We start from the raw sequence: 21,147 nt of genomic DNA on the forward strand, positions 1-21,147 counted from the left end.
GAGTAAAATTGTACGTTTCGCGGTCTACGATAACGCGCGCGATGACGTTATCGTAGAAGCTGTAAACCTCCTGCAGGAGGCATTACGAACAGACGCCAACTTCCTACGAAAGTGGCAATGCAGTCAGCGTGAAACACGCGTGTGAGTTCAAACGAGTTGCCCGCACGCCTTTGCAATTCTTGCCATGGCTTCCATCAACTCCGCTTCTGATGTCGCGTAGGAAATGCGGAAATATGGGGAGAGGCCAAAGGCCGAACCGGGAACGACGGCAACATGCGCCTCTTCTAGAAGGTAATCGGTAAAATCGCTGTCTGCTTCGATCCGCTTGCCTTTCGGTGTCGTCTTGCCCATGAGGCCTTGGCAGCCTGCGAAAGTGTAAAAGGCACCTTCCGGCGTGCGGCAATCGATGCCGTCGATGGCATTCAGTGCAGACACCACGAGATCGCGCCGCGCCTGAAAGCTTGCCCGACGCTCTTTCAGAAAATCCTGCGGCCCGTTCAGCGCCTCAATGGAAGCAGCCTGACCGACCGAGGACGGGCAAGAGGTGGCCTGACTCTGGATCACCGCCATGGCCTTGATCAGAGCTTTTGGCCCACCGGCATACCCGATGCGCCAGCCGGTCATGGCATAGGCTTTGGAAACACCGTTGATCGTCAGCGTCCGCTCCTTCAAAGCAGGCTCCAGCGCGACGGGGGTGACGAAGGCGAAATTGTCATAGACGATATGCTCATACATATCATCGACCATCAGCCAGACATGCGGGTGCTGCAACAGAACATCGAGAAGCGGTCTGTAGTCCGCGGCGCTATAAGCAGCGCCCGAAGGGTTGGATGGTGAATTGAGCAACACCCAGCGCGTCTTCGGTGTGATCGCTTTTTCCAGCTGATCCGCTTTCAGTCGAAACCCTGCCTCGGCGTCACAAGGGATCAATACCGGCACGCCGCCGCAGATTTCCACGATATCTGAATAAGAGGTCCAATAGGGTGTAGGAATGATGACCTCATCGCCCGGATCGATGCTGGCCATGAAAGCATTGAACAGGATTTGCTTGGCACCCGTTCCAACCGTGATTTCGTCCAGAGCGTAATCGACGCGGTTCTCGCGGCGGAATTTTCCTGCGATTGCTTTTTTCAGTTCCGGCGAACCGTCAAGGGCGGTGTATTTCGTTTCGCCGCGGTCGATGGCTGCCTTGGCGGCCTGCTTGACGTTTTCAGGCGTATCAAAATCCGGCTCGCCCGCTCCGAGAATGATGATCGGCAGGCCATCACGCTTCATCGCAGCGGCGCGTGCGCCTATCTGCAAAATTTTTGATACACCGATTGAGGCGATCCGCAAGGCAGGCCGAAACGCAGCATTTTCGATTTTCGTTTGCACATTCATGAGCTTTACTCGATTGGGCGGCCGTGCCGCTAGAAGTTGACTGTTCCAAGCGGTGCAGGCGACGTCATCGCCTTCAAACCAGCCGCCAAGCGGCGAACCTCTTGCGGCGTGTATTTGTCGTAGAAACTCTGGTTCTTGCGGCCAAGCGCGTGCTCGGCGCTGAAACTTCCGCCAAAATCCTCGACGGCAATCTTGAACACCCACTCTCTTAGAGAGTGTTCGAAACCAGTGTCCGCCAATCTAGCATCGTCTTTCGCGACCACGAGATTGAAATGAACGCCGCCATCGCCGATATGGCCAAAATCACAGATCGTAATGCCCGGAAAAGCCTGCGGCATCTCCAGCTTCATCCGCTCGAGGAAGCGCATGATATCGCCACGGCGGAAGGAAAGATCGAAAGCGATCAGCCGTCCCATGTGTTTCACACCTTCCGACAGCGCATGCCGAAGCGCCCAGATTTCATGCGGCGGGCCAACGAACGCATCGGCCAGCGGCGCGTCGTCGCGTTCCCAGATAGCGCCCAAAACCTCTTCCAGCACAGCATCCAGAGGCTGCTCACCCTCGCGTGGTGCGTTGGAGCGGGAGATTTCTGCCAAAATGACGAAATCCGGCACGGCTCCATTCTGGAACGGATTGCGCAGCGATGGCACATGATCCAGTGCTGCGCGCACCGCGTTGCCCGACATGCCTTCAAAGGCGGAGAGATAGCTGCCGAGCGCCTCTTCCATCGCGATTAGAAGTTCCGGCACTTGTTCGGGCGAGGAAGGAACCAGCAGCGCAGTTGCGCTCTGGCGTGGTGCGGGCTCCAGATTGAGCACGCATTCCGTCACGATGCCGAAGGCGCCGGACGTGCCAATGAAAACCTGTTTCCAGTCAATGCCGGTATTGTTCTTGCGCAGGCCCGAAGACAGGTCCAGCACCGTTCCGGCCTCATCCGCCAGCACAACCGTAAGGCCGAGTGTATTGCGGCGAACATCGCCATAGCGCAGGAAGCGAGACCCGCCTGTATTGGTGGCAATCATGCCGCCGAGCCGCGGATCGGCCCCGAGATCGATGGGAAAGAACAGGCCGCTTGCCTCGAGTTTCGCATTGAGGTCTGAAAGCCTCAACCCGGCACCGGCCTTGACGGTGCGATTGATGCGGTCGAGTTCATACGGTGCAGTCAGTCGGTCGAGACTGAGAATGCCCTGCTGCCCGGAGCCATCCGGGGTCGATCCCGACACCAGCCCCGTATTGCCGGACTGGGGCACAAGAGCGATCCCATTCTTCACGCAATAGGCAACCACGGCCGAAACATCTGCCGTCGATGCAGGGCGCGCAACGAAGGCTGCACGGCCCTGATCGTAACGGGCACCTGTCTCGTAGGCAACCATGTCGGACGCCGCAGTCAGCAAGCCCTTATCGCCAAGCATATGCGTCAGCGCTTCGATATGCCGAGGCTCCATCATCTCAGCACTCACTCCGCAGCAGCGGAACTGCGGACGACTGAGAGGCATGCCTCAAGCGAAGCGCGTTCGATGCCCGCATAATGCTGGAATTCGTCCAGCACCCCCGCCCCGAGATCGCGCTCGAACATGACCTGATTTGGGCTGGCGATGAATTCCTGCGCGACTTCATCACCGAGGTTCGACTGGAAGATGCCAGCCGCGCTGACAGGTAGGAAGTCTTCATAGACGATGGGATCGAAGCGGACATAGCCCTGATCGATTGCATCCTCCAGACCAAGCGCTGATACATTCGCAGCCTTGCCTTCATCCGTCAGGGAATAGTTGAAATAGCCGAGACCGGCCTTGCGAATGGAATTCCAGTCATCCGGGAAGGCTTTGAAAACATCGGCCAATGCGGCTTCATAGGCATCGGAATTGGAGCCATCGGCGGCAGGGCGCACACGTGCGCGAGTTTCGTTGAGCAAAGCATCGTAAAGCGCCCGTCCTTTAGGCGTCAGCGCCACACCGCGCTGCTCGATTTCGCCGAAACGAGCCGTGTGCGAACCTTCCTGCCAGGTGCCATCTGTCCCGATGAAAGATACGGCTTCTTCTAGCGCCTTGAAGGATGTCTGGCGCAGAAGGATTGGACATGTGCGTGTCGGCGGCCCCTCGACCACGGCCTTCGGCGCGATGCCCTCTTCCGGCATCAGCGTTTGAACCTTGTCGATGTCCAGCGTACGCGGGGTCAAATGGTTGATGTGAGGGCCTTTGAACGACACCACATCGGCAATCAACCGATGCGCATCATGCAGCCGCTTGTACATCTGCACATCGACGATGGCCTTGTCATGCCAACGGAAGGTTTCCAGCACCTCCTGAATGAAACGCGACGCATCGGCAGCATCGAGACCGCCATCTTTCTCAGCCTTTTCCACGAGAGCGACTGCCGCATCGGTAAAAATCTTGCGTGATGCCAGAACCTTCGCGGCTTCAGCGCGCAAGGCTTCATCAGCGATCAGATCAAGCCGGAGCAGAGAAGTGAAGACGCGGAAAGGATTGCGGTTAAGGCTCTTTTCGCCAACGGGGCGAAACGCCGTAGAATGAACGGGAACGCCAGCGGTGGAGAGATCATAATAACCGACCGGATACATGCCCATGACGGCAAAGACGCGCCGCATCATGTGCAGCTCCTGCGGCGTGCCAAGTCGGATCGCGCCGTGGCGCTCTTCCGAAATGCGCTCCAACGTATCCGTGGCTTCCAGCCGTTCTTTCAAATGCTGGTCGGCTGCAAGCGTTGCGTTGTTCACCTTGGCAACCAGTGCCATCAGCGTACCGTAAGCCGGCACTTCATCGCGATACATGGCCGACATGGCCAGAGAAAAATCAGAACGGATGTCGTCTGGGGATATAAAGGAAGTGGCGGTCACGGCGTTTACCTCGCGGCATTGAATGGTGAACTTCATGCGTTAGCGGCACCATACCAAGCCGCAAAGCGCAAATCTCGTGAGCTTTATGACTATGTTGATGCAAATATGGAATTAATGTCGTTTTAAAAAACACACAGGCAAGCGCAGCCACGTCCTGCGGGGCAAGTAAACTCTTATGTTCTGGAGCGAACCCTAGTCGTCCTACCTCGCCTTAAGAAACGATCAGGGACGATACGGTTCTGGCGGTTTCGTTGAGCAACGGTACGAGGCGATCCTTGACGGAGTCAGTGGAATGGCGAACCCGCAACGCAGACAGATTGATCGTGGCGATGACCTTGCCACGATAATTGTAGACCGGCACGGAAGCGGAGAGTGAACCGAGATCGAGGTCTTTCTCGGTTAAGGCGTAGCCTTGCTCCTTGACGATAGCGAGTTGCTCGCGAAACTCTTCAAAGCCGATATTGTCGATACGCTTGTGAGAGCCGGGCAAGGCCTTGTCGAAGATCATCTTGACCTCGTCATCCGAGGCATGTGCCAGAAAGACCTGCCCCGATGATGACGACAGCGTGGGATAGCGCGACCCCACCGGCAATGTAATGGCAGACCGATGCGGGCTTGGGACACTGCTCATCACGACGATGTCTTCGCCGTCCAGCTCCACCCAGGAAACGGTTTCTTCCGTCTTTTCGGCCAGCTGCGTCAGGAGATGGAACGAGGATTCCAGTGCGCTGTTGGCGGAAAGAACGCCCTGAACGAAGCGCAGGACGCGGTTTGACAGACCGAATTTGCGCGATTCCGGATCACGTCTGAGATAGCCGATCTTTTCGAATGTGTAGGCGAAGCGTTGGGCCGCACTGCGACCCAAGCCGGTTCGTTCGGCGATTTCCGAAATGGACAGCATACGATTGTTCTGGTCGAACGCTTCCATGACGAGCATGGCCTTCTGCACCGACCCTACGAACAATCGGTCGTCAATCGGAACCTGAACATCCCCTTCCGCCATCGTCTCTACCTTCATTGTAAGCACGTCTCTAAAATCATCAAAACAACCGAACCGCAAGCATGTTCAACACGCTCAGGCATTCTCGAAATGCTTCATATACTGGTTTCGCAATTCGCTTTTCTTGATCTTGCCCAAAGCGTTGCGCGGGAATTTGGTGACGATTTCAAAATGCTTGGGCACCTTATAACCGGCAAGCGAGTGGCGAAGCAATCGGCGCATTTCGGCGGGTTCGGGCAAACGCTGAGGCTCTGCCGTTTCGATAACCGCAACGACGACTTCTCCATATTCCGGATGCGGCAGACCGATGACCGCCGTCTCCGAAACGCCCGGCAATGTGTTGACGAGTTCCTCGACTTCCTTGGGATAGACATTCAGCCCACCGGTAACGATGAGTTCGCTGCCGCGCCCCAGCACGGTCAGCCGACCCGCGGCATCCAGCCTGCCAAAATCACCCGTTATCATCCAGCCATCATCGGTAAAGCTGGCAGCAGTTTTGTCCGGTGCATTCAGATATTGGCGAAATGGCATGGGCTGGCGGATCTGGATCATCCCCACCTGCCCTTCCAAGGTCGCCCCCCCGTCTTCCTGAACCAGACGGATGTCGCTGCCCGGTAGAGGATAGCCACTGTTTTCAGCGAGGCGTGCCTCGCCCGCCCTATTGGAAGTGATCAGAAGCGCCTCCGTCATGCCGTAACGGTCCAGCAGCGCGTGACCTGTCCGCTCGTGAAACGCTTCGAACAAATCCGGGCGCATCGGTGCCGAGCCGGTGATGAACAGGCGCATGTTGCGAATGCGCTCCAGCGTGAATTCAGGCGCATCGAGCAGGCGCTTGTAGACGGTTGGGACAGTCGCCAGCATGGTCGCCTGCGGAATTGCCGCGACGATGCCATCAATATCCGATCCCGGCAGGAACATGATGGATGCCCCGGCGGCATAGATGGGAAGCAGGGTCGCGAAAATGCCGAAGGCCATGAGATTGAGGTGCAGCAGAACGTCTTCGGAACTGATGTCCCATACATCGCGGACAGCGGATATATTCCACACCACCTGACCGCATCCAATCCACGCGCCTTTTGGTTTTCCTGTCGTGCCGGATGTGTAGACCAGCGCATTTGGGTGTTCGTGGTCACAATCAGCAAGCGTGGCCAATGGCGCGGCGGTTGCGGCTTCATCCGTGAAGCTGCCTTGCCCGCTGATATCGAGTGTGAGGGGCGGTTGCGGAAGCAAAGGTGTGACCAGCGCCTCGAACCGTGGATCACAGATGGAAAGCTTCGGCTTTGCATCCTGAAAGATGTGGGTTATTTCCGTATCCGTCAGTCCCGAGTGGACAGGCAGGAAAACCGCCCCGATCCTTGCCAGAGCCAGATAAAGCATCAGACCTTCTGGAGACTTGTCCAGCAGAACAGCGACGACATCTCCCTTGCCGATGGCCTTGGACTGAAGTGCACCGGCAAACCTTTCGGTCGCCTGTTCCATATCGCCGTAGGACAGAACCGTACCCGACATCTGGCGTATGAATGGTGCGTCGGGACTAAGATGTTTCGGTCTCAGCGCACCAAACACATTCCAGCGCCCCGGTTGATGGGGCGTTGGAACGTAAGCCTCTGTGATTTCCACCATGGTCTCAGCCTTCGAACTTGCGGCTGCTGCGGGCTTGCAGAAAAGCCCCGACCGCCATGATAGACAGAACGATCAGCAGAACGATGGTCGAGACCGCCGACAGTTGAGGATCGACCTGCATGGTGGCCGCGCTCCACATTTCCTTCGGCAAGGTCGCCGACATGCCAGCGGTGACGAACAGCGAGATGGTCAGGTCATCGAAGGACGTGACGAAGGCAAAAAGGAATGCTGCCAGCATGCCAGCCCTGACCAACGGAAACTGGATGCGCCAGAAGGTTTTCCAGGGCGAGGCTCCCATGGTCCAAGCGGCTTGCGTCAATCTGCGATCATAATTCTTGACCACGGCCATCACGGTAATGACGACATAGGGCAGAGCGATGACGGCATGACCGAGCATCAATGCGCCTTTCGATCCGATCAGACCCAAGGGCGCAAAGACATAGAACAAGCCGACCGCGAAGATCACATGGGGTACGATGAGCGGGAGAATGAGCAGCAAAAGCCAGGCCGAACGCCCCTTCACGCCCTCGCTGGCCAAGCCGATTGCTGCAAGCGAACCGACGATGGTCGCGACCAGGGATGCGCCGATACCGACGATGACCGAGTTGCTGAGCGCCCGCAGCCAGAGGGTGGAGTTGAAGAAGCCTTCATACCATTGGAACGAAAACAGCTTTGGTGGCCATGTCAGATATTTCTGTTGCTGCAAGGAAACGGGGATGACCACGAAAATCGGCAAGACGAGAAACACCAGAACGAGTACGGCCACGAACCAGACCGGCGCTTTGGCCCATGCACGGTTTGGACGATCGGCGCGAGCTGGAAAAATGTTACCGAAGAACTTCTCCACCGCCGTTCCAGCCCGGGCGGGAACCTCAAGTGCGGCGGCCCAGAAGCGTGACACACCGGCGGATTTGTTCTTGCTCTCACCAGCCAGATTGGAAATACCGACAACCCTGTCGTAAGCCAGAAAGAGCAGGCCAGCGGTTGCCAGCAGCAGAACCGAAAGCGCTCCGGCAAAGCCCCAGTCCAAGCCCTCTTCCACCTCACGGATGATGATGCGGCTGATGACCGTTTCCCCACGACCGCCCAGCAATGTCGGCGTCAGGAAGAAGCCGATGGAGGTGATGAAGACGAGGATGGCACCGGCAGCGACGCCCGGGACGGAAAGCGGGAAATAAATCTTCCAGAATGCCTGCGAATGGCTTGCGCCCATGGTTGCGGCGGCATTGGAAAGGTTGCGATCGATACGCGCCATTGTCGGCGCTGCCGCGATGATGAAAAGCGGCATCAGCGAGTGAACCATGCCGATCAGCGCGCCGTTGAAATTGTAGATAAGCTGCAAGGGCGCATCGATGAGGCCAAGGCTTTTCAATATGCTGTTTACGGCACCGGTACGACCCAGAAGGATCATCCATGCAAAACCGCGAACGAGGAAGCTGGTCCAGAACGGCAGCATGACGAGCACGAGAAGTTTGCGGCTGACGCTGTTTGAACTGGAGGTGAGAAGATAGGCGACGGGATAACCGCCGACAACGCAAATCACGGTGGTGATGAGGCCGAGCTTGAAGGTGATCCAGAGCGAGTCCAGATAGACCGAAGCCGAGAATATCTGCGCGTAATTGGCAAGCGTCAGCTCACCCGTTTTGCCATCCACGAAGCTGAGGCGCAGAATGTGCAAGACAGGCACGGCGAAAAGCAGCAGCAGGAACACCATCGCTGGCACCAGCAAAAGCAGCCAGCTGCGATTGCGTGCAAACCAGCTGGTCGAAGGAGCTCTGCCCTGCACGGTGGCAATATCCATGACGCTCATTTGCTCTCACCCTTTGGAAAATACCGTGTGAAAGACACCGGGAAGGAAAGAGACAAAGCGCTTCCGCGCTCCACACCTTCGGTAAAGAACTGCGACAGACAACTCATGGAAATCGGCGTCGATGCTGGACCATCGAAGAAGATGCGACGCGTGCCGCCAACCAGAACGGTATCTCGAACCGTTGCCGAAACCACATTATCCTGCTCCGGTGCCGCCTTGCCGGAAATGGTGACGTGTTCCGGGCGGAACATGATTTGAACCGATGTTCCTGGCGTCAGGTTATCGAGCGATTTCGGCGCGCGGAACTTGCTGCCATCAGCCGCCTCGATAACAGCGACCTCGCCTTCGTAACCCAGCAGGACTCCATCCATAAAGTTGCTATCGCCGAGAAAGCTTGCGGCGAACTGCGTGCGTGGGTGAAAATAGAGTTCCTGCGGAGCACCGAGCTGGACAATGCCACCGCTCTGCATCAGGCAGACGCGATCGGACATGGTCATGGCCTCATCCTGATCGTGCGTCACATAGATGATGGTGGTGCCCAGTTGGCGATGCAGTTCCTTGATTTCATACTGCATCTCTTCGCGCAGATTGCGATCCAGCGCACCGAGCGGTTCGTCCATCAGGATGATCGAGGGCTTGTAGACAAGGCAGCGGGCCAGTGCGACACGCTGCTGTTGACCACCGGACAGAGCCTGCGGCAACCGGTCGGCTACATGACCGAGGCGGATGGTTTCCAAGGCCTGGCGAACCTGAACACGGATTTCCGCTTCCGGGACATGGCGCATGCGGAGCGGAAAGGCGATGTTTTCCGCGACGGATAGATGCGGGAAGAGCGCATAGTTCTGAAACACCATGCCAAGATCGCGTTTCTGGATCGGCAGATAGGTCGCTTCGCGCTCGTCGATCCACAACTGGCCACCATCCGGTGTGGCAAGACCGGCGATCAGGGTGAGAAGCGTCGTTTTGCCGGAACCGGATGGGCCCAGCAAACTGACGAATTCACCGGCGCGGACTTCGATGGAAACATTATCGAGGGCGACAACGGGACCATAGTGCTTGCTGAGCTTCTGCGCACGCAGCTTGAGGGGATTATCCGATGCGGCAGACGCATGTATTTGGGTATTGGACACGTTCATGTTCATGGCTTTCGTCTCGCAATTCAGGTGCCCGTGAAAACGGGTGGTCGCTTGGCGGCAAATGCGGCCGCGCCTTCCTTGTAGTCATTGCTGCGATCAGCACGCTCCGACAGAGCGCGTATCTTGTCTTCGATTGCGGTCAACTGGCCAATCGCGATGGCGTCACAGGCGATTTTCGATGCTTCGATGGCAAGCGGTGCGTTACCGGTAAACTCTTCCGCAAGGCTGAGCGCCGAGCTGATGACATCGCTTGTATCGGTGCCAAGGCCGAATGCCAGCCCGCTCTCCACGGCCTGAGCCGCATCGAGCCGATTGCCGGAGTAAAGCATATATTTCGCAGTTGAGACACCGACAGCCGTAACCAGCAAGGCGGTACTATCGGCAGGATAGACCAGTCCAAGTTTCGCCGGAGGAATGGCAAAACTAGCGTTGCTTCCCACAATTCGGAAATCACAACGCAGTGCCAGCGTACAGCCACCGCCGTAGCAGGGACCATCAACTGCGGCGATGACCGGAACCGGTATGGCACTCACGGCAGCATAGGCTTCCATGATGCTGTCCCAGTAAACCTGCCGCGCAAGCGGATCGGCCTGCGCCGCCCGAAACGCCAGAATATCGTCACCCGCGCAGAACGAGCCATCCGTTCCCGCCAGTATGACCGCTCTAACAGAGCGATCATTGGAGAGTTCACGAAAGGCCTTGCCCAGATCGGACCAGCCCGACTGGTCGAGCGCGTTGCGCTTTTCCGGCCGGGAGATGGTGATCTGCGCAACGTTCTCCCGCGGACGGCTGACCTTGATGTAGGACAAGGCTGCGACCTTGGAAGCGGCGGCCGTCATGACAGCAACCATGCATCGAAGCGTGCTTCAATCGCTGCACGGTTCTTGGCCCAGAATTGCGGATCGACCTTGACCAGCTTGCTGAAGATTTCCGGGTTGGTCGGCAGACCGGCACCGGCTTCCGGCGTCATGAAATCGAATGCCTTGGGGTGGACGGGTCCAACGGCCAAGGCCGGTGTCCATTGCGCAAGACGCTCGGGATCCGTCGAGAAGCTGATGAACTCACGGCAGAGATCAGCCTTCGGCGTGCCACGCAGCATGCCCCAACCCGCGGTGTTGTAATAGCCCTGGTTCCAGACGAGCTTGATCGGAAGACCTTCGTTGATGGCAGGCTGAAGGCGTTGCGACCAGGTAGCCACCATGTCCACTTCACCGCTCGATATGACGTGGGTGGATTGCGGGCTGTTTTCCCACCAGACCGCGATGTTCTTCTTGGCCTTGTCGAGCTTGGCAAAAGCGCGGTCGACATCCAGCGGATAAAGATCGGCACCGGAAACACCATCGGCCAGAAGTGCCGCTTCCAACGTATCGAGTGCCGCGCGACGAAGAGAACGCCGACCGGGGAAGTCATCGAAATTGAAGAAATCGGCCCAGCTTTGCGGCGCGGCGCGACCGGCGAAGGCCTCCGTATTATAGCCGAAAATGCCGGGATAAAGATAAAGCGGAACATAGATGTTGGAGCGCAAATTGGCCGGTATGGCCGATACGTTCTTGTCATTATCCATATTGATCGGCTCGAGATATTGATCTCCGAGCGTCACGGTCGAGAGTTCTGCAAACTCCGCCATGTCCCAGCTATAGGTCTTGGTATCGACCATGCCCTTGATCATGTTGAGCGGGGCCTGACCCGAGGTCACCATGACGACTTCGATACCGGAGGCGGCCTTGAAGGGATCGATGATGAATTTCTTGTAGGCGTCTGCCAGCGCACCACCGGAAACGCGCAGGACGATGGTCTTCTCCTGAGCGCTGGCCGTGCGCATGATGGATGGTGCGAAAAGTATTCCGCCCGCTCCAATCGCGGCAGTCTTGAGGAATGTTCGCCGCGATGCCTCAAGGGCACCAGAGGTTTTTTTGGCTGATGATTGCTGTTCCATGTCAACTTCTCTCCAAACATAGGGGGACGGAGGACGCCTGTTTTGTTGAATTGCTCGCAACCTGAACATAGACGTAAAAATTGCATTGCAATTACCGTAATTATTTATCGACATTTCTTGCCTGTCAACCGGTTTTCCACTCTTGACGGAGTTATTTTAATCGAAATATAATTTACGCAATTGCATTACAATTAATTGAGGTGCGCAATGCTGACGAAGACGAGCCCGAAAACGGTTGATGACCATGTGGAACTGCCGACAGCCACGATTGCAGAATTGTGGACAGCCAGAGCGGCGCGGGACCCAGACCACGTTTACTGCACCTATGAGGGTGAGGACTGGACGATTGGCCGTATGCATGATCGCTCCAACCGCATCGCCAATGGATTGCTGACCCAGCTGGCTACCGGCGATCGCGTGGCCGTGATGCTGCCGAATGACCCGGAATATGCAGCTGTGATCTTCGGACTGGCCAAGGCTGGGCTGGTGCGCATTCCCGTCAACGTCCACCTGAAGGAACTGGCGCTTGAATTCATTTTCGAACGCTTCGACCCGCGAGGGCTGATTGCCGATGTCAGCTACAGGGCGGCGCTGGCACCGATTCTGGAAAAATATCCGGCATTGACGGTCATCTGGCGCGACTCGTCAGCACCGGAGGGCTGTGCACTCAGCACGCTCGCGGCAGCGGCGAGTGCGGAGAACCTTGAGGTCGGTGTTACGCCGGATACGATCATTGCGATCACGCCGAGTTCCGGCACCACCGGTGAGCCGAAGGGCGTGTTGAAGAGCGACCTCAGCCTTCGCGCCGGGCCGTTGGGTATCATCGCGCTGACCGATGCCGATGCTGGCGACGTGCTGTTGCACTGGGAACCGCTCTATCACGGCGCGGGTGTTGCAGTGCTGATCGCCGCCGTGATGAAGCCCTTGAAACTGGTGATGATTTCCCGTTTCAGTGCATCTCGCTTCTGGCCGCAAATCGCCGATAACGGTGTGACGTTGATCCACTATCTGGGTGGAGTTCTCCAGATATTGCTCGCACAGGCACCCCACCCTGCAGAAGAGCGGCACAAGGTTCGCCTTGCCTGGGGCGGGGGCTGTTCGGCGGAAGTCTGGAAACGCTTTACTGAACGTTTCGGCATTCCCATGCATGAAGGCTACGGCCTTTCCGAAGCCACTACCTTTGTGACGATCAATCGTGATGGCCCCGCCGGTTCCTGCGGCGTGGCGCTGCCTTTCTACGATGTGCGCTTGCATGACGACGGCGACGACGCAGACCCAGACGTCGGAGAACTGCTCATTCGACCGAAAACCCCGGGACTTGCGTTCAAGGGCTATTACGGCCGCCCGAATTCCGTCAGCGAACTGGTAACGGACGGCTGGTTCGCCACCGGCGACCTGATGCGCAAGGACGAGAATGGCTACTTCTATTATGCTGGCCGTCTGAAGGACAGCGTGCGCCGACGCGGTGTCAACATCTCGTCCTGGGAAGTAGAACGCGTCTTTCAGGCCCATGAAGAGGTCGAGGAATGCGCCCTGATTGGGGTGCCCGGCGAATTCGGTGACGACGATCTCAAACTCTTCGTCAAACGGTCCGATGGCGCGTCGATTACCGACGAGGGCTTGCTGTCCTGGGCAAAGGAGCGGATGCCCTATTTCCAGCTCCCGCGCTATCTTGCCTTCATCGATGCGTTTGAAAAGACGCCGACGCAGCGCATCATCAAGGCCAAGCTCTCAAAGGAAATCAGCGATTGCTATGACTATGAAGCCCAGGTGGGCCGTATCTCTGGCAAGCGCTAAGGTGCAGGAAACTTGCAAACGAGGTTGCCACTTTGACTTGGCAACCTCTCACTCCGTTTCGGATGGAAGGTTCATCAGCCGGTCACGCATCGTGATCAAATCCGACGAGACACGCTCGAGGTCGGACAGCGCAAATCCTTGCGCATGTGGCGTACCGGCCTCCTCCAGAAGCTCCTTCAGCCTGCCATGATAGCGCACCGCGCCGTTACTCACCGTCAGACCTTTTCTCTCCTCGAAGCCTTCATTCCAGTCGATGGCGTCTTGTTCGCTCAATCCTCGCGGCAAATCCAGCGTTAGTTCACCGCTTTCCAGCCGAACCGCGTAACCGCCGGGCAAACCGTTGGGGCCGGGTACATGGCCTTCCCATTGCTTGCCTGCAACCAGCGCACAGATCAGCGTCACGCCGGATGCGCCAGAAATCTCGATTGCCGGTTCGGGCGTCAGCTTGCACGATGCAAAGGCCTCGAACGGATTCTGTATCTCCTCATCACCGATGAAGACGCGTGGCGATGGCAGACCCGACCGCTCACTGGATGGTAAACGCCACGGGGCAAGGCATTGATAATGCGCCAGTACGCGCAGCTTGCCATCGGGCAATGCGTTACGCGCACCGGCAAAAATGTTGGATAGTATCGCGACGTTGCCGGTGCCGCACAACACGCGGTGCCCCAGCCCGACAATCATGCCGTTGACGACATCGGGAAAGGAGCAGTTTATCAGCTTTGTGTCCGGTGCGATCTCACTGATCGCTGCGGCCATTCGCGCGGAGATCACGGCCTGAAAGACGGCAGTCGCGCTCAATCCGCCCTTTGCAACGAGATCGGTCCATCGCGACCCCTTGTCCGAAATCACCGTGGAGGTCTGGATCGATGCGGCCTGCACGACCAGTTTGGGTGCATATTGACGAAGCAGGCCTGCACTGGCGGAGGGTTCAAGCAGATCGATTTCCTGCGTAGAGAATCGAGCCGCCGTACCGAACATGGCAGCACGCGCGTTACCCGCTGTGCGCAGCCAATCGAGGCGGGTCCGGTTTCTGCCCGCGATGACGACATCGATCGGTTCTTTCGCCGTCGCTGCAATATCCAGCGCAATACGTCCGGCGAACATCCCAGTCCCGGTTATCAGCACATCACAGCTCATGATCTCGCCCCCTGCTTCATGTCGGCCTTGCGGCTGGATATCGCCTCCCAGCGATTATCCGGCTCGTTGGGTAACAGATGTTTCTGGATGCGCTGGCTGGGCGTGCGCGGCATATCTTTTGTCAGCACGATGTATCGCGGGCGCTGGTGCGGTGCCAATTGCTCTGCCATCCAAGCCCATATCGAAGCGGGATCAGGATTGGTGCCGGCACGCGGCTCGATGAAAAGCTGGATATCATGCTCGCCGATATCGGCAGGCACGCCTACCATGGCGGCATCCAGAACATCCGGATGTCTTGCCGCGACACTTTCCACCTCGAACGCCGAGACGTTTTCGCCCTTGCAGCGCACGGAGTCCGTCATGCGTCCATGAAAGAGCAGCATTCCATCCGCATTCCATGATCCCAGATCTCCCGTATGAAAGCCGGTGCGACGGATGGCCTTTTGAGTTGCCTCAGGATTGCGGTAATAGCCTCGCGTGATTGCGCCCGGCAGCGACGTGCGCACCACGATCTCGCCGCGTCCCTCATCAGGCCCCAATATCCGTCCGGCCTCATCGATAAGGTCGATCTCGAACCATGGCATGGGCCGACCGACGGAGCCGACGACCCATTCATTGTTCCATGTGGTCAGGCTCGAGCATTCCGTCATCCCGTAGCACTCGCGGATCTGTACGCCGAAACGCTCCTCAAACGGACGCCAGGCATCCGGCGCGCAGCCCCCTCCCCAGGCAATGCGCACCTTGTGAGAACGCTCGAACTCACTGACCGGTTGCTTGAGCAATATCTGGATGATGCCTCCGAGATGATGAATATGGGTGCAGCCGGTCTCGACCAGTTGCTGCCAGAACTTCGACGCGCTGAAGCGCTCGGCAATGGAGAGATGAACATCGCGGATAAGCGGCAGAAGAAGCACCTGTGCACCACCGATATGGTAGAAAGGCTCCCACATGAACAGATTGTCGCCGGGCACCAGATCGGCGCAGAGCGCCACACCCTCAGCGGCCAGTTCCAGCATCATGTGACTGACCATGACGCCTTTGGCCGGACCGGTGGTGCCGGAGGTAAACATGATGGCTGCGAGATCGGCAGGTTCGGGAAACCGTTCATCGAGCGCGGGGCCAGCCGTTGGCAGACCGTGATCGGAAATGGTCTCGACTGGAATGCCGGATGCGCTGCCGCAAGCAAGAATGGATGCTTCCAGTCCCGCATCGCAAATGATGCGACTTGGCTGGGTGGTGCGGATCACGTGAGCAAGCGGCTCGCCGACCAAAGCCGGATTAACCGGCACCCAGACGAGCCCACCGCGCAGAAGACCGTAGATCGTTGCCAGCGACGCCACGCTGTTGGCCATCATCAGCACGACCCTGTCGCCTTTGCGCAGACCCTGCTCATGCAGACGCGCAGCAATGCCATTGGCTGCTCCCGCCAGTTCGCTGAAGGTCAGCGGGCTTTCGCCGATCTGCGCAAAGAGCCGTTCCGGCGCGGTATCGCCCAGCGCCTGCAAGCGATTTACAAGTCCTTGGATTTGCATCGAAAATTACCTTATATGCCGATCATGGGAGATCATCGCGTCTTTTGCATTTTTTGCGCGATGAGAAGGATCAATGTCACGATCACCAGAACCACGACCGAAACGGCCGCCAGCGTCGGATTGAGCTGCAGGAACATGTCGTCCCACATCTGTTTGGGCAGGGTTGTCTTGAGGCCGCCTGAGATGAAGATCGCGATGGTCAGTTCATCGAAAGAGGTGACAAAGGCAAAGAGTGCCGCCGACAGAATGCCTCCGCGAAGAAGCGGCAGCGTAATGCGGCGCATGACGGTGAACCGCCCGGCCCCCAGTGTTTCCGCAGCATCGTTCAGCCGCCAGTCGTAGCTTCTCAGCACTGCGCCGATGGTGATGAAACAATAGGGAATGGCCAGCAGCGTGTGGCCGATCACCAGTCCAAGGTCGGTCGCCACCAATCCGATTTGCGCCATGAGGTAGAAGAGGCCAACCGCCACCACGATGCGGGGCACCACCATGGGCGCCAGAATGAGCGCGAAGATCGGACCTTTCCACAGGGAGCGTGAACGACCGAGCGCGAGCGCTGCAAATCCTCCAAGAACCGTTGCACAGAATGCCGTTGCGAAGGCGACGCCGAAGGACCGCACGGTTGCGGCCAGCCAGACGGGCGACGACAGATATTGCTCGAACCAGCGCAGCGAGTATCCCGGCGGCGGAAATTGCAGGGACGTTGCCGAGGTGAAGGCGATGGGAAAGACGACCAGAAGCGGCGCGATAAGAAAGGCCAGTGCAAACAGCGGATAGATGCCCATGCCGCCGCCATCCGCGCCGCTGTGAGGACGAATTCTATCGAATGGTGCTGACACCCATGCCATGAAGCGAAGCACGCGACGTCCGCTGTTTCGAAGGATGCTGTTGCGATTGGGCAGCGTATTGCTTTCCCGGCCTGAAATGGCCGACAAGCCAAAGAGCCTGTTGTAAATCCAGATGGATGCCAAAGCAGTCACGACCAGAAGGCTGGCCAGCACCGCGGCGAAGGACCAGTTCACCAGTTCCTGCACCTGCGTAATGATCGCCTGCGCCAACATGGTCTGGCCACGGCCACCGAGAAATGCCGGGACGATGAAGAAGCCGAGCGATGTTATGAATGTGAGAAGCCCTGCCGCGGCAGCACCCGGCGCGGACAGCGGAAAATAGACCAACCAGAAGCGCTGCGACCTGCTGGCGCCCATGGTACCAGCCGCAAGGGACAGCCTTTGGTCGATCCCATTCATGACAGGCAGCATTGTCAGCACCGCCAAGGGCATCATGGCGTGAACCATGCCGATGATAACACCGAGTTCGTTATACATCAGGCGCAATGGCCTATCGATCAGGCCGACATCGATGAAGAGTGTGTTGAGCACACCGCGATTGCCCAGCAGGATCATCCAGGCGAACGTCTTGACGAGATAGGATGTCCAAAACGGCAACAGAACCAGAAGCGCAACAGTCGCCTGCCGTCCCTTCTTCATCCGCGACAGCCACAGCGCCAGCGGATAACCAAGGAGCACGGAAAAGAGGGCCGTGAGAATGGCGATGCGGAAGGTGATGACGAGGATGCGCCAATAAACGGGCGTATCGAGCACCCGCGCATAATGTTCGCTCGTAAATGTACCGGTTGCCTGATCCTGCACGCCCAGCAGAAACAGCCGTGCCATCGGAAAGAGGAAGAAAACGGCGAGCAACACGACGGCGGGCAAGGCCAGCCAGATCGGGCCGAGACGAAATTGCTTGGGAGACGCAAGGTTCTGGGCGGTACTCATGCCACGATCCTTGCAAGAGATTTCAGCCAGTGAACATCGATCTCATCTCCTACAGTCGGCAGGGCACCCAAAGAGGGATCGTGTCGCAGCATGAAATCCGAACCATCGGCAAGCCGGAGCAACAGCCGCGTCTCCGAGCCGAGATAGATCAATTCGGACAAACGACCGCGCAATCCTTCAAAATCACCTGACGGAGAAGGGCCAAGGCGGATTTGTTCAGGACGGATAACGAGCGCAACCTCGCTTGTGGATGTATCGCGAGCGGTATAGCGGCCCGAAAACGTGCCATTGCCGGTCTGAACCGTTGCCGACTGCCCATCGACGCTCTGACGCGTACCCTTCAGCACATTGGAATTGCCGATAAAGGTTGCGGAAAAAATCGTCGTCGGGTCGGCATAGATTTCCTGTGGGGTGCCAAGCTGCTCGACCTTGGCATGGTTCATCACGCAGATCCTGTCGGACATGACCAGTGCTTCTTCCTGGTCATGCGTGACGTAGATGACCGTCGTGCCATATTCGCTGTGCAGGCGGCGGATTTCCAGCTGCATCCGCTCCCGCAATGCTTTGTCGAGCGCACCGAGCGGTTCGTCCATCAGGATGATATTGGGCCGGAAGACAAAACAGCGTGCCAGAGCCACACGCTGCTGCTGGCCACCGGAAAGCTCCTGCGGAAAACGGTGAGAAAAGCTGTCAAGCTGCACTTTGCGCAGCGTTTCCGCTACCTTGGCGCCGATATCCGCGGCAGGCAGTTTGCGCATCTCGAGCGGAAAAGAGACGTTTTCCTCCACCGTCATATGGGGAAAGAGGGCGTAATGCTGGAAGACCAACCCCATGCCCCGCTGGTTGACCGGGCGGTGTGTCCAGTCCTGACCATCCACCATCAAACGACCCGCCGATGGCTCGGCCAGACCGGAGATCATCTGCAAAAGGGTTGTCTTGCCGGAGCCGGACGGACCTAGCAGGGTCAGGAACTCACCCTCCTTTACGTCAAGACTGGTGGGTTCCAGCGCGGTAAAAGTACCATAGCGCTTCGACAGGCCTTCAAGCACAATCTTGCTCTCACCAGTTACCGTCGTCATCGTCGCTCCTGCAAGTCATAGTAGGCTAAAGCACCGGGATAGAGGGTGCGCCTGTGTTTCATCGGGCGGGCATCGCGAGGGGCTCTAAAGCCCCACACGAAAACGGCAATCACATCAGAAGCCAACCATTGAAGCGCTCCGTCAGTGCAGAGCGATTGGCTTTCCAGAAGGGTTCGGACGCCAGCGACATGGATTTCAGGTTCTGCGGAGCGGTCGGCAGGACCGAAGCACGTTCAGCGGAAATATGGTCATAGGCTTTCAGATTGGTCGGACCATAGGCCAGCTTGTCCGTAAACTTCGCCTGCATGTCGGCCTGAGCGCAGAAAGCCACGAATTCGCGGGCAAGATCGGCTTTCGGATTGCCCTTTGGAACACCCCAGCCCTCAATCGAATAAAGCCCGCCATTCCAGACGATCTTTGCCGGTGCGCCATTATCGATGGCAGCCTGAAAGCGTGCGTTCCATCCCGCGATCATATCGACTTCGCCGCTTTCCAGAAGCTGTGTCGATTGCGCGCCGCCCGTCCACCAGACATCGACCTTGTCGCGGATTTGGTCGAGCTTCTTGAACGCCCGGTCGACATCCAGCGGATAGAGATCGGCTGGTTTGACGCCATCTGCCATGAGGGCGATTTCGAGTGTGTCGATCGGGTTCTTGCGAAGGGACCGGCGGCCGGGGAAGCGATCGAAATCCCAGAATGCGTCCCATCCAGCCGGCGCATCGGAAAACGTATCGGTATTGTAGGCAAGCACGGTCGAGTAGACATCCGTACCAAGCATATTGGGATGGACCGCTTCGGGCATGACATCTGCAACCTTTGCCGGGTCGAGGTTCAACGGCTCCAGCAAGCCCTGCTCTTCGAGAATAAGGCGAGCCGAGAGCGTCAGGGTGCAGACGTCCCAGATGTAGGAGCCCGTTTCCACGATCGACTTGAATTGCGCGGTCGGCTCCGCGTCGCGGGCGACGCCATTGATGGAAATGCCGGTCGCTGCGGTGAAGGGCTCGTAAAATGCCTTGCGATAACCCTCGGTAAACGGGCCACCGGGATCGGCCACGACGAGCGACTCGTTCGCCCATGAGCGACGGGTCAGCATGGGTGTGGCAAGAGCGGCAGTCCCTGCCACCAGAAAGCCACGACGGGATAGGTTCAGTAAACTGGTCTTTGTCACATCATTCTCCTCTGTGGTTTTTTTGTTCGGCATCGTTGATCGACACTCGAAATTTGCGCTTCGGCGTTGCCGCCGAAGCGCTGTCACTCACGCCTTGCGAGCAGCCCGCACGGCCAAAAATTTCTCCATCATCGCCTGTGGTTCACCGGAAGCGTAGGCTTCGCGCTGGATGCGCACGCCGGAGGTCATGGCATCGTCGAAGCCTTCCTGCGTCAGTTCGGCAAAGCGCTGGCGGTTCAAACGCATGGCGCCTGGTGGCTTTTCTGCCAGGAATTCTGCAAGCGCCAAGGCTTCCGACTGAACCTTGTCCTCATCCACCAGACGGGAAATCAGTCCGAAGGAGAAAGCCTCTTCTGCTTCAAGCATGCGACCGGTCAAGGTAAGGTCGATGGTGCGAGCGGTTCCGATGAATTCCCGCATGATCCAGCTGCCGGTGACGGTGGCGATCCCGGAATTGATTTCGGGCTGTCCCATCTTCACACCGGCATGCGCCACACGAAGGTCGCACAGCAGCGAAACCTGAAAAGCGGAACCCGCCGCGATGCCGTTGAGGGCAGCAACGATTGGCTTCGAGCCGAGTCTGAAGAGGTTATAGAGCCGCTTCCACTCTCCCATCCAGCTAACCGCGCGGTCGGCATCAAAGCTCTTGCTTTCGGACAAGTCCTGTCCGGCACCAAAAGCTCGATTTCCAGCACCTGTCAGAACAATGGCCCTGACAGAACCGTCAGCCTCTGCCGCCTCAAGGGCTGCAATCAGGTCTGAACGCATTTCCGTGTTCCAGGCATTGAGTTTTTCAGGACGGTTCAGTGTCAGCCTCCGCACGGAACCAATTGTCTCAACCAGTACAAAATCCGACATGTCTACCTCATATTGCATAGCGATAACTTTTATCGTATGTTGATATCGACATTGGG

General features: G+C 57.7%; 16 protein-coding genes. 1 reads left to right on the forward strand and 15 read right to left on the reverse strand.

Annotated elements, in window-relative coordinates; all coding sequences use genetic code 11:
- Positions 1 to 147: 147 nt before the first annotated feature.
- The 9 genes from AC27VJ_RS07630 to AC27VJ_RS07670 all read right to left on the reverse strand — a co-directional run bounded on the left by AC27VJ_RS07630 (position 148) and on the right by AC27VJ_RS07670 (position 11,739).
- Entirely contained in the window at positions 148 to 1,380 is a 1,233-nt protein-coding gene (locus AC27VJ_RS07630) for a pyridoxal phosphate-dependent aminotransferase (RefSeq protein ID WP_488683498.1), read from the reverse strand.
- A 29-nt stretch (positions 1,381 to 1,409) separates the two neighbouring features.
- The gene (locus AC27VJ_RS07635) at positions 1,410 to 2,828 is read right to left on the reverse strand and encodes an FAD-binding oxidoreductase (protein ID WP_488683499.1); all 1,419 of its coding nucleotides are present in this window, start codon (positions 2,826 to 2,828) and stop codon (positions 1,410 to 1,412) included.
- 8 nt (positions 2,829 to 2,836) lie between these two features.
- On the reverse strand, positions 2,837 to 4,234 hold the full coding sequence (hglS, locus tag AC27VJ_RS07640; RefSeq protein WP_488683500.1) for a 2-oxoadipate dioxygenase/decarboxylase HglS: 1,398 nt from the start codon (positions 4,232 to 4,234) through the stop codon (positions 2,837 to 2,839).
- A gap of 211 nt (positions 4,235 to 4,445) precedes the next feature.
- Positions 4,446 to 5,252, reverse strand: coding sequence for an IclR family transcriptional regulator domain-containing protein (locus tag AC27VJ_RS07645; protein ID WP_113086504.1), 807 nt, complete (start codon positions 5,250 to 5,252; stop codon positions 4,446 to 4,448).
- 57 nt (positions 5,253 to 5,309) lie between these two features.
- Entirely contained in the window at positions 5,310 to 6,857 is a 1,548-nt protein-coding gene (locus AC27VJ_RS07650; protein ID WP_488683501.1) for an AMP-binding protein, read from the reverse strand.
- Between the two features lie 4 nt (positions 6,858 to 6,861).
- Positions 6,862 to 8,667: an ABC transporter permease subunit gene (locus tag AC27VJ_RS07655; protein WP_488683502.1), complete on the reverse strand. Its 1,806-nt coding sequence runs from the start codon at positions 8,665 to 8,667 to the stop codon at positions 6,862 to 6,864.
- Positions 8,664 to 9,809: an ABC transporter ATP-binding protein gene (locus tag AC27VJ_RS07660; protein WP_353578644.1), complete on the reverse strand. Its 1,146-nt coding sequence runs from the start codon at positions 9,807 to 9,809 to the stop codon at positions 8,664 to 8,666. The genes AC27VJ_RS07655 and AC27VJ_RS07660 overlap by 4 nt, the downstream gene beginning before the upstream one ends.
- Positions 9,810 to 9,826: 17 nt before the next feature.
- Positions 9,827 to 10,642, reverse strand: coding sequence for an enoyl-CoA hydratase/isomerase family protein (locus AC27VJ_RS07665; protein ID WP_488683503.1), 816 nt, complete (start codon positions 10,640 to 10,642; stop codon positions 9,827 to 9,829).
- Positions 10,639 to 11,739, reverse strand: a complete 1,101-nt coding sequence (locus tag AC27VJ_RS07670; RefSeq protein ID WP_488683504.1) for an ABC transporter substrate-binding protein — start codon at positions 11,737 to 11,739, stop codon at positions 10,639 to 10,641. The genes AC27VJ_RS07665 and AC27VJ_RS07670 overlap by 4 nt, the downstream gene beginning before the upstream one ends.
- Before the next feature lie 207 nt (positions 11,740 to 11,946).
- Between AC27VJ_RS07670 and AC27VJ_RS07675 the strand changes: the two genes are divergently transcribed.
- Complete coding sequence (locus tag AC27VJ_RS07675; protein WP_488683505.1) at positions 11,947 to 13,536, forward strand: AMP-binding protein; 1,590 nt, start codon at positions 11,947 to 11,949, stop codon at positions 13,534 to 13,536.
- Between the two features lie 48 nt (positions 13,537 to 13,584).
- Here the strand turns inward: AC27VJ_RS07675 and AC27VJ_RS07680 are convergent, their stop codons facing one another.
- The 6 genes from AC27VJ_RS07680 to AC27VJ_RS07705 all read right to left on the reverse strand — a co-directional run bounded on the left by AC27VJ_RS07680 (position 13,585) and on the right by AC27VJ_RS07705 (position 21,091).
- The gene (locus AC27VJ_RS07680) at positions 13,585 to 14,676 is read right to left on the reverse strand and encodes a hypothetical protein (RefSeq protein ID WP_488683506.1); all 1,092 of its coding nucleotides are present in this window, start codon (positions 14,674 to 14,676) and stop codon (positions 13,585 to 13,587) included.
- Entirely contained in the window at positions 14,673 to 16,208 is a 1,536-nt protein-coding gene (locus AC27VJ_RS07685; RefSeq protein ID WP_488683507.1) for a class I adenylate-forming enzyme family protein, read from the reverse strand. Before AC27VJ_RS07685 ends, AC27VJ_RS07680 begins: the two co-directional genes overlap by 4 nt.
- Before the next feature lie 32 nt (positions 16,209 to 16,240).
- The gene (locus AC27VJ_RS07690) at positions 16,241 to 17,986 is read right to left on the reverse strand and encodes an ABC transporter permease subunit (RefSeq protein ID WP_488683508.1); all 1,746 of its coding nucleotides are present in this window, start codon (positions 17,984 to 17,986) and stop codon (positions 16,241 to 16,243) included.
- Positions 17,983 to 19,065 carry an ABC transporter ATP-binding protein gene (locus AC27VJ_RS07695; protein ID WP_488683509.1) on the reverse strand — a complete coding sequence of 361 codons (1,083 nt, stop codon included), beginning with the start codon at positions 19,063 to 19,065 and terminating at the stop codon, positions 17,983 to 17,985. Before AC27VJ_RS07695 ends, AC27VJ_RS07690 begins: the two co-directional genes overlap by 4 nt.
- A 109-nt stretch (positions 19,066 to 19,174) precedes the next feature.
- Positions 19,175 to 20,233, reverse strand: a complete 1,059-nt coding sequence (locus AC27VJ_RS07700; protein ID WP_488683510.1) for an ABC transporter substrate-binding protein — start codon at positions 20,231 to 20,233, stop codon at positions 19,175 to 19,177.
- An 87-nt stretch (positions 20,234 to 20,320) separates the two neighbouring features.
- Positions 20,321 to 21,091 (reverse strand): enoyl-CoA hydratase/isomerase family protein, encoded by a 771-nt coding sequence (locus AC27VJ_RS07705; RefSeq protein ID WP_488683511.1) that lies wholly within the window; start codon positions 21,089 to 21,091, stop codon positions 20,321 to 20,323.
- Positions 21,092 to 21,147 lie beyond the last annotated feature (56 nt).

It is taken from the genome of Agrobacterium sp. 20P9.1.2 (genome assembly GCF_057799395.1).